This is a genomic window from Vibrio sp. 10N.247.310.24 (genome assembly GCF_041467175.1).
GTDB lineage: Bacteria > Pseudomonadota > Gammaproteobacteria > Enterobacterales > Vibrionaceae > Vibrio > Vibrio tasmaniensis_A.
This window is the reverse complement of the sequence record NZ_JBFSUD010000055.1, coordinates 22,253-31,093: the sequence shown is the minus strand read 5'-3', so window position 1 is coordinate 31,093 and position 8,841 is coordinate 22,253. Positions and strand designations below refer to the sequence as shown.

At 45.0% G+C, this 8,841-nt stretch carries 10 protein-coding genes; 2 read left to right on the top strand and 8 right to left on the bottom strand.

All coding sequences use genetic code 11. From position 1 onward, the window contains the following. Positions 1 to 63 precede the first annotated feature (63 nt). Positions 64 to 438, bottom strand: coding sequence for a hypothetical protein (locus AB6E08_RS16285; RefSeq protein ID WP_004736595.1), 375 nt, complete (start codon positions 436 to 438; stop codon positions 64 to 66). Positions 439 to 682: 244 nt separating this feature from the next. Here AB6E08_RS16285 and AB6E08_RS16280 point away from each other — a divergent pair, with 244 nt between their 5' ends. Next, positions 683 to 1,012 (top strand): DUF2500 domain-containing protein, encoded by a 330-nt coding sequence (locus tag AB6E08_RS16280; RefSeq protein ID WP_017097109.1) that lies wholly within the window; start codon positions 683 to 685, stop codon positions 1,010 to 1,012. A 60-nt stretch (positions 1,013 to 1,072) separates the two neighbouring features. Here the strand turns inward: AB6E08_RS16280 and AB6E08_RS16275 are convergent, their stop codons facing one another. The 7 genes from AB6E08_RS16275 to rhtB all read right to left on the bottom strand — a co-directional run bounded on the left by AB6E08_RS16275 (position 1,073) and on the right by rhtB (position 7,777). Continuing rightward, complete coding sequence (locus AB6E08_RS16275) at positions 1,073 to 2,086, bottom strand: acyltransferase (RefSeq protein WP_102249640.1); 1,014 nt, start codon at positions 2,084 to 2,086, stop codon at positions 1,073 to 1,075. A 154-nt stretch (positions 2,087 to 2,240) separates the two neighbouring features. Continuing rightward, positions 2,241 to 3,461 carry an organoarsenical effux MFS transporter ArsJ gene (gene arsJ / locus AB6E08_RS16270; protein WP_102249641.1) on the bottom strand — a complete coding sequence of 407 codons (1,221 nt, stop codon included), beginning with the start codon at positions 3,459 to 3,461 and terminating at the stop codon, positions 2,241 to 2,243. Between the two features lie 206 nt (positions 3,462 to 3,667). Then, positions 3,668 to 4,177 carry a cyclin-dependent kinase inhibitor 3 family protein gene (locus AB6E08_RS16265; RefSeq protein WP_198592257.1) on the bottom strand — a complete coding sequence of 170 codons (510 nt, stop codon included), beginning with the start codon at positions 4,175 to 4,177 and terminating at the stop codon, positions 3,668 to 3,670. Positions 4,178 to 4,350: 173 nt separating this feature from the next. After that, positions 4,351 to 5,352: an ArsJ-associated glyceraldehyde-3-phosphate dehydrogenase gene (locus tag AB6E08_RS16260; RefSeq protein ID WP_102249642.1), complete on the bottom strand. Its 1,002-nt coding sequence runs from the start codon at positions 5,350 to 5,352 to the stop codon at positions 4,351 to 4,353. A 101-nt stretch (positions 5,353 to 5,453) separates the two neighbouring features. Next, the gene (locus AB6E08_RS16255; RefSeq protein ID WP_009848223.1) at positions 5,454 to 5,795 is read right to left on the bottom strand and encodes a metalloregulator ArsR/SmtB family transcription factor; all 342 of its coding nucleotides are present in this window, start codon (positions 5,793 to 5,795) and stop codon (positions 5,454 to 5,456) included. Between the two features lie 98 nt (positions 5,796 to 5,893). Next, entirely contained in the window at positions 5,894 to 7,114 is a 1,221-nt protein-coding gene (locus AB6E08_RS16250; RefSeq protein WP_009848222.1) for an EAL and HDOD domain-containing protein, read from the bottom strand. Positions 7,115 to 7,159: 45 nt separating this feature from the next. Next, on the bottom strand, positions 7,160 to 7,777 hold the full coding sequence (gene rhtB / locus AB6E08_RS16245; protein WP_009848221.1) for a homoserine/homoserine lactone efflux protein: 618 nt from the start codon (positions 7,775 to 7,777) through the stop codon (positions 7,160 to 7,162). 81 nt (positions 7,778 to 7,858) lie between these two features. Between rhtB and AB6E08_RS16240 the strand changes: the two genes are divergently transcribed. After that, complete coding sequence (locus AB6E08_RS16240) at positions 7,859 to 8,839, top strand: alpha/beta fold hydrolase (protein WP_017100568.1); 981 nt, start codon at positions 7,859 to 7,861, stop codon at positions 8,837 to 8,839. Positions 8,840 to 8,841: the final 2 nt, after the last annotated feature.

Here is an 8,841-nt window from a genome sequence, read left to right as displayed (position 1 = left end):
GAAGTACATCGAGCGTTTTAGTCAATCAAGTGTCAACCCATATCAGGACGGGTCACAATTTTTTCATTTCGAAAACAGATGCAGTGTTAACACATCCCAGTTCGCATAATAGAAACCAGCAGCAGCTAAAGTCATTGCCATCATCAGTAAGATTGCAACTCGCCAAATAAAACGACCACTACGTGGAGTCAACTCCTTCTCACAGTCGTTACACATCATGATGAACTTATGCTGGTCTTCCAACTTAGCCTCATGCTCATTGACTACCTTATTACGACACGTTGCGATATAACGCAGTTTGCTCACCATATCGTGCGGTAGCCTTTCTTCACAGCTTGTTACAAGCTCATGCAATCCTTCGCCTTCGGCATGATATTGAAGCCTCAATAATTTCTCTATATTACGAGTTCTTGTCACCACTTTTTCAATATCGGTCATATTAGCCCTCCCACTCCACACTATAATTCTAGTCGAGCATTTCCCTATTCTTATACAAAATCACTGTTATTTACGAGAGAAAGAGACAATAAATAACAATGCTTTATCCCAAACTGGCCTCTAAATGTGATGTCTGCCGAAAAATAATCAGCTTGGCTTACAACAGTTCACGAATAACGGCTTGAAACACATATCCCTATTGCTTGAAAGATTAGAATAACCATCACGACTACATGGAGGTTACATGCCTAATTCACTCTTTTTTGCCATCTTTGCACTCGCCGGTCTAGCTGCTTGGGTATTTTTTGGTTTCTATCGAAAGCACTCACAAGGTGAAAATGCGCCAGAAAAGAAAGTGAACGTCACTGTGTTGGACAAACAATCCATCGACCTTCCTGATGCAGAACCTGGCCAAGAAGATCAAGAGTATTGGATTTACGTTCAACGTGGTGTGGTTGGTCCAAAACGAGAGTTCCAAGTCGGAATCCACTACTTCCACGCCCTGAACCCTGGCGACAAAGGTACCTTAACCTACCAAGGCGATAAGTTTTTACACTTTGCATTGAAGCGCTAAACATTAGGTACTTCAACTGTATCTTCTAAGCAATCCATCAGAAAGCCTTAGCACCCACCGCTAAGGCAATAACCAACGTGTTTTCTCTGACTTAGAGACCAACCAGCTCATCCATAACGCGCCAGCTCCGCTGATCACGATCCATAATGGAATAACCCAAGCAGGGTGTCCTTGGTACCAACCGAACTCTTTCATTGGCCATAAGAAAATCGGGTGCAGCAGATAAATACCTAAGCTGTGTTTACTGATAAAACCAACCACTTGATTGCTCTTCTCAGACAAGCCTTCACCATAGTAACGGCACACCATGAACACCATGCTCGCCGCTAATACGGTGTTCAACGTCTTGTAAGATAACCAACGCCCTACCGTGTATTCTTCTGCGACCAAACTTGCATCAACCACCATATAAACCGTGGTCAGTAACGCTAATCCACCAAGTAACACACTCACGCCGACAGTCATCTTGTTAAGTGGAACCATCTTATACAGCAGGTAACCCAACGGTAAGTACCCGGTGTACAACCACAACTCGTGACTCCAAGGGCCATCGATTTTCAATAAGAACAATAACGTTGTGAACAACCATACCGCCGTAAAGGCATAGACAGATCTATCACCGTACTTTCTGACCATGATCTGTAAAAAAGGAATCACAAAGTAGAGTGGGATGAAGTAATAGAAGAAACCAAGGTGATAGTACGTGTAGTGATGATAACTATTGAGCAAAACCTCCCAACTGACGTCCGCATCAAAACCCATTAGCGACCAACCTGATAGGTAGGTATAGAAAAGCGACCAAACAATGAATGGGATCAGTACCTTACCCAGACGGCGCTTGAGGTAGTATTTGGCGTCAAACGGGCGCTGATCACTCAGCATCAATGCACCAGAAATCAAGATGAACACAGGCACTGCCCAGCGGCTGAAACCATTCACCGTAATGGCAGTCAGCCACTCACCGAAAGGAATGGTGCTTAATTCATTACGATAAGGCGCCAAAACATGAATCGCGATAACAGCTATGGCCGCGACACATCGTGCTAAATCAAAAAAGAGAACTCGCTGCTTCATGTAAATGCCTGATTAATATTCAATCATTCAACTATAGCAATAAAAAAGCTGACCGGAATAAATACCAAGTCAGCTTAGTGTTAAAGAAGATACTTATCGCGAATTTAACTTATTCGACTCTAGGTTATCCGACTTAAGCTCATGCGGCTGAAGCTTATGCAGCTGAGATTTGCGGCACTTTAGGTAAACGCAGAGAGATCACCGTCGTTATCGCTAAGAATGCGAAGGATACCCACAGACACGCAGACAAACCGGCCATTTGGAATACCAAGCCCGACAATATCGTGCCAATCAAGCGACCCATCGCGTTTGCCATGTAGTAGAAACCGACATCAAGAGACACCCCATCGCCTTTCGCATAACTCACAATCAGGTATGAGTGAAGCGATGAATTCACCGCAAAGATGGCACCAAATACCATCAATCCACCGATGATAACTAGCTCTGGTTGCCAGCCAATTTGCACCGCATAAGCAATACCGGCAGTCACAATAGCCAATGCACCCGCCCACAACAGCGCGGCATGACCATCAGGCACCTTGCCTTGCGCTTTACCGGTAATCTTAGGCGCAATACCCTGCACAAAGCCGTATGCAATGGTCCAAGCTGCTAAGAAACCACCCACCCATGAGTGGTCCCAACCAAACACACTGCCTAGATAAATCGGCAAAGCAATCACAAACCACACATCACGAGCACCAAACAGGAACATACGCGCTGCAGATAGGATGTTGATGGATTCAGACTTAGAGAAGATCTGTTTGAACTTAGGTTTAGTTTTCGCTTTACCCATGTCCGCTTCTAAGCTCAACACACTGCCAACGAAGACCAATGCCAACACGGCTGCCATCGCAAGCACAGCGTATTGGAAGCCAATCGTTGAAAGCAGCAAACCACCAATAAAGAAGCCAGCCCCTTTAAGCGCATTCTTAGATCCGGTCAGAATCGCAATCCACTTATAAAGCGCGCCCTGTTGTTCATCAGGAACCAGAGTCTTAATCGAACTCTTGGCACTCATCTTATTGAGGTCTTTAGCGATACCAGACAAGGCTTGCGCCGCCATTACCCAAGGAATAGTCAGCATTGCCGTTGGTACCGCGAGCATACCCAATGCAATAACTTGCATCCCTAACCCGATGTTCATGGTCTTATTGAGGCCAAGACGCGCCCCTAACCAACCACCAATTAGGTTCGTCACCACACCAAAGAATTCATAAAAAAGGAACAGTGAGGCGATCTCTAACGAACTGTAGCCAAGGTCATAGAAATACAAGACCACCAGCATACGAAGTGCACCATCAGTAATGGTGAAGTTCCAGTAATTGAAGGTCACCAGCATGTATTGGCGAACGCTCTTACTTAGATTTGAAAACATAACGCTATCTCTGCAATCTAAACAAAAAGAGCTTTTAAAAGCTCTAATTCTTACTTTCCACTTAACTTATACTCAAAATAATTGGAGTGGCAGCTAGGCAACAAGCAAGTTCAGCCCTATGAGCATAGGTATTCTATGTGATTAGGGCGGCCGGCGATCCGGTGAACTTGTGTAGTTAACAACGCTGCTGGTTCAAGTATGAAGAGCTACGCAGAAGCTACGCCATTAATGTATTCAACCTGAATGGCTTTAGTGAATGCGCCCGGACGCAGTGCCTGCACCTCTTGAACAATCTTGTTCATGTCCCAGCTCTTCTCTAACAACAGGTGTGCAGCCAGCAAACCCGTACGGCCAGAACCGCCCATGCAGTGCATTGCTACCTTGCCGCCGTTATCCACGATTTGGTGTAAAACTGGACTAGTCGCCCGCCACTTCGCAGCAAAATCGGTACCCGGTGCACAATCGTCTTCAATTTCTATTTGGAACCATTGCATGCCTAGTGCTTGCGCTTTCTCGCCTAACTTTGAAACGTTCTTGCTCGACAGTTCTTCACTATCTAGCGCCGTCACAATCGCTTCCACGCCTTGCGCTTTAAGTTGCGCTAGAGATGCATCGAGGTCAGTGCCTTTAGTGCCTGGGCACGGAGTAAGCACTAACGCACCTGTTTTTAAATCTAGCTGCCATGTTGGGTGTGCTTGAGAATTCGTCATCGTCATTAATCTCTTAAAATTCTTTTGTATATAGACCGATACTCAAAATAATTGGAGTTGCAGCTAGGCAACCAGTAAGTTCAGCCCTATGAGCATAGGGGGTCTATGTGATTAGGGCGGCCGGCGCTCCGGTGAACTTACGCAGTTAACAACGCTTGCAGCTTCAAGTATGAAGAGTATTAAGCTAGGCCAACCGTACGTACTAGCTCAGCAGTACGTGTTGCGTAACCCATCTCGTTGTCGTACCAAGCGTAGATCTTAACCATGCGCTTACCGACTAGCATGGTTGATAGCGCATCTACGATCGTTGAGCGTTGGTCGCCTTTGTAATCGATAGAAACCAGGGGACGCTCTTCAAAGCCAAGAATGCCTTTCAGTTCATTCTCAGACGCTTCTTTCAGCATCGCGTTGACTTCTTCAGCTGTGGTGTCTTGCTTCACTTCGAAGATGATGTCGGTCAGAGAAGCGTTCGCTAGTGGTACACGAACCGCGTGGCCATTAATACGATTTTCAAGCTCCGGGAAAATCTCAACAATCGCTTTTGCACTGCCCGTTGTTGTCGGGATAAGACTCATGCCACATGCACGTGCACGGCGTAAGTCTTTATGGGGCGCATCAAGAATAGTTTGCGTATTGGTGAGATCGTGAATAGTGGTAAAGGCTGCGTTCTCGATGCCTAACTTCTCGTTAATCACCTTCACAACAGGCGCAAGACAGTTAGTCGTACAAGATGCCGCAGTCACAATCTTATGTACCGCTGGATCGAAGATAGCGTCATTCACACCGACAACGATGTTTGCAATGCCTTCTTCTTTCACTGGCGCCGATACAACAACACGCTTCACACCTTGCTCAAGGTATTTGTTTAGGAAAGATGCCTTACGGTGAACACCGGTCGCTTCAAGGACAACATCGCAACCAGACCAATCGATCGCATCGATATCGCGCTCTTGCGTAGTTCTAATGCGTTGGCCGTTGATGATCATCTCATCGCCTTCAACCGTGACTTCGTGGTTCCAGCGACCTTGAACCGAATCGAACTCAAGAAGGTGCGCCAGTGTTGCTGTATCGCCTGCTACATCGTTAATTTGAACAAACTCTAGCTCAGCCCAGTCGAATGCTGCGCGAAGTGCTAGACGGCCGATACGGCCAAAACCATTAATACCTACTTTGACTGTCATACTCTTTTCTCTCAGTTAATTGCCTTCATATTTGAAGTCGCAGTGTTGTTGACTATGCCTAGCTGCAATCTCAACGATTTTGGCAATAAATTTAAATGTATTTAAACGCAACATTGAGGGCGTGAAGTCATGGCTTCTAGGCGCTCAATATCCTGTTGGTATTCAGTTTTCAAACAGTTCGATGCTATAAGGTCATCAATTAACTTTAGCATCCAACCCGGTAAATCTTGTGACAGACGGTAGAACACCCACTGCCCTTGGCGAACGTCAGTTAAAATTCCGTTTGAACGCAACTGCGCAAGATGGCGGGAAATCTTTGGCTGACTTTCTTGTAATGCCTGAGTCAACTCACCAACAGATAGGCACTCTTGGCGCACAATCAACATTAAGCAACGCACTCGCGTTTCATCAGACAGTAATTTAAAAAATTGGTGAGGAAGCATAACTACATACTCATATATGGATATGCATATATATTAGTTATAAAAAAACGCACGTCAAGGCGTGCGTTTTCATTGTCATAAAAGTTTAACGAAAAATATCAGAGTTTGTTGGTAACAATATGGCTCCAACGTCGAGCTTCAGTGAGTTCTGTTTTCACTTGTTCCACGTTCAAACCTAGATCAGCACAGTGATCATCAATCTTTTGCCAATCAGCATGTTCGAAACTTTCTTCAAGCGCTAATAATGCGCCATATGGACCTTCTCTGCGCAGCAAGGCGACCTTAATACTTGTGCATAACGGTAATTGTTCAATTAAGTTCTCTAACGACAGATCGAGCAACGCATCAAGCAATGAGAACAAACCAATCATAAAGGCTTGTTCAGTATGCCCTTTAAATACTTGGTAACGAGACATCCGTTGGCAAAACTGCGCACGCTGCAAAGACAGGCCATACAGCTCTTTGGGCTTTTTATCAGAGACATAAGACGCTACTGCTAGCGAGACAAACATTTTCAATTTCTCTTGCCCTAAATAAACCAAGGCCTGACGAAATGAAGAGATGGTGACCTCAAGGCGGGGTGACATAGTGTTCACAAAGCGCAGAAGCTTATAGGATAAGGCAATATCTTTCGCGACGATGCTTTCAACACGTTGGAAGTCGACATCCGGCTTACAGACCTCTTGGAATAGCTCCATCGCTATCACTTGCTCTGGGCTAATATACTTAGTCTTTATGATTTCGGGCTTACTAAAGAAATAGCCTTGGAAAAACTTAAACCCTGCTTCTTTCGCTTGTTGGAACTCTTGTTCCGTTTCAACCCGCTCAGCAAGAAAACTATATTTCTTCCCTTCGTGCTTTTTGACTAACTCACACGCCGCATCCAACCCCATCTGCATGATATCAAGCTTAACAATATGCGTATATTGAAGGAAACGTTCCCACTCAGGTGTCGAAGTAAAGTCATCTAGGGCAATCATATACCCTGCTTGATAAAGCTCTTTGATTACCTCTAATAGCTCATCGGTCGGTTGGCAGGTTTCAAGAATCTCAACTACGACCTTATCTTTCGGTAAGCTCATTGGAAGACGACGAATCAAGCTTTGATACGGAAAATTAATGAAGCAGCGTGAAGATGGGATCGAAGGGTTAAGCCCAACGGACAAGAAGTTTTCAACGATCAGGCGATACGTTGCTCGATTAGACTCAATATGCGCGGGGTAGGCATTCCTATCACCGTCACGAAACAGCAGCTCATAACCAAGCGTGTTCTTGTTACGGTTTAAGATAGGTTGTCGAGCAACGTACGTAGCGGTCATTTATTGATAACTCTAATTGATTTAACTATAACTCTATTACTTTCATTAAGCTTTGGCAGCAGCCAGCAAAGCGCCGCAACCCATGAACATACCACCAAATATTTTATTTATCTTACCCATTATGCGATCTGAGCGAATAAAACGTCCCATTTGTGAAGCTAATGAGGTGTAACCCAACATAACCACGCTATCAATAAATACAGTGGTCACTCCAAGCACCAACAACTGCGGTGCTTGCGGTTGTGTCGGATCGATAAATTGCGGAAACAGAGCAACTAAGAACACGATAGATTTTGGGTTAGTCAAATTGATAAGCACTGCATTTCTGAGCAGCTTGCCACTCGATAGCGTTGATTTTTCTTCTGAAGCCACCAAGCTAGACTTATCACGCCACTTTTGAATGCCTAACCATAGAAGATAAACCACGCCCACCCATTTGATGATGGTAAATGCCAAGGCGGATTTTGCCACTAGTGCACCAATACCCGCTCCCACCAGCATAATATGAAATGCAAGACCGAGCTGTAAGCCAACGATCGACGCAAGTGACTTCTTGGTGCCATAGCTGAGCCCATTGCTGATTGAGTTAACGGTACCTGAGCCCGGTGCCAAACTAAACAAAATCGCCGTGACGACATAAGCAAGCCAAACATGAGTATCCATTTGCATTTCCTTACTAGTTCTTTAATCTAACAACATTAGTAGCGATGACGCTCTCACATGCATCAGTTCAGGTAATTTCCCATGGAAAACCACAGTGCCACCCTGTTTTCATACACGCAAGAACCTGAGTTCGAGCAAGCGATTAAACACCCGATCTCCACCCTTTGGCAACAACGAAAGGATGGTTATGTTACATCATCTGGTAAAAAAAGGTTGTACTGGTGTAGCTTAACTTCTCCGACACACACCAAAGCTATTGTTATTTCAAATGGTCGCATCGAGTGCTGCTTAAAATACCAAGAGCTCTTTTATGATTTCTATCAGCAAGGTTATGACGTTTATTCATTTGACCACCAAGGTCAAGGTCAGTCGGAACGTATGGTAACAGACTCTGACATTGGTCACATTCACGAGTTTGATGATTACGTATCAGATATGTCTGACATTATTGCCAGTTTTGATCTTAGCAAGTATTCCAATCGCTACCTGCTCGCACATTCGATGGGCAGTACAATCGCCACTCGCTACTTGCAAACTCATCCCAACCACCCGTTTGACAAAGTCACTCTGTGCGCTCCGATGTTTGGGATCAATACTGAATGGTACTTCAAGCCTATCGCAATGCTTGTTGGGCAAGCTCTCACCGCTTTCTATGCCAAGCCGACTTATGCCCCCGGGCAACAGGCGTATTACTCTAAGCCCTTCGAAAATAACTTATTAAGCCACAGTAAGGTGCGCTATCAGTGGTTCCGTTGCTTATATGACGGTTCCCCTTCTTTGCAGGTTGGCGGACCAAGTACTCGCTGGGTATGGCAAGGGTTAATGGCAGCCAAGCAGGCAATACAACAAACTCGTCAAATCAAGATCCCACTGCTATTGATTCAGGCAGGGGAAGAGAAGATTGTGAGTAACGATGCTCAAGTGAAGTTCATCAATAAGCTGAAAAAAACCAACTCTGATTGCCAGTTTAAGGTGATTGAGGGTTCTAAGCATGAGGTGCTGTTTGAGCAAGATGAATACCGTAATCACACACTGGATGCTATCAATCAGTTTTTTACCTAGAT

Excerpts from the sequence above, each read along its gene's own strand:
- AB6E08_RS16285 (WP_004736595.1), bottom strand. The coding sequence starts at position 438 with ATGACCGATATTGAAAAAGTGGTGACAAGAACTCGTAATATAGAGAAA.
- AB6E08_RS16280 (WP_017097109.1), top strand. The coding sequence starts at position 683 with ATGCCTAATTCACTCTTTTTTGCCATCTTTGCACTCGCCGGTCTAGCT.
- AB6E08_RS16275 (WP_102249640.1), bottom strand. The coding sequence starts at position 2,086 with ATGAAGCAGCGAGTTCTCTTTTTTGATTTAGCACGATGTGTCGCGGCC.
- arsJ (WP_102249641.1), bottom strand. The coding sequence starts at position 3,461 with ATGTTTTCAAATCTAAGTAAGAGCGTTCGCCAATACATGCTGGTGACC.
- AB6E08_RS16265 (WP_198592257.1), bottom strand. The coding sequence starts at position 4,177 with ATGACGATGACGAATTCTCAAGCACACCCAACATGGCAGCTAGATTTA.
- AB6E08_RS16260 (WP_102249642.1), bottom strand. The coding sequence starts at position 5,352 with ATGACAGTCAAAGTAGGTATTAATGGTTTTGGCCGTATCGGCCGTCTA.
- AB6E08_RS16255 (WP_009848223.1), bottom strand. The coding sequence starts at position 5,795 with ATGCTTCCTCACCAATTTTTTAAATTACTGTCTGATGAAACGCGAGTG.
- AB6E08_RS16250 (WP_009848222.1), bottom strand. The coding sequence starts at position 7,114 with ATGACCGCTACGTACGTTGCTCGACAACCTATCTTAAACCGTAACAAG.
- rhtB (WP_009848221.1), bottom strand. The coding sequence starts at position 7,777 with ATGGATACTCATGTTTGGCTTGCTTATGTCGTCACGGCGATTTTGTTT.
- AB6E08_RS16240 (WP_017100568.1), top strand. The coding sequence starts at position 7,859 with ATGGAAAACCACAGTGCCACCCTGTTTTCATACACGCAAGAACCTGAG.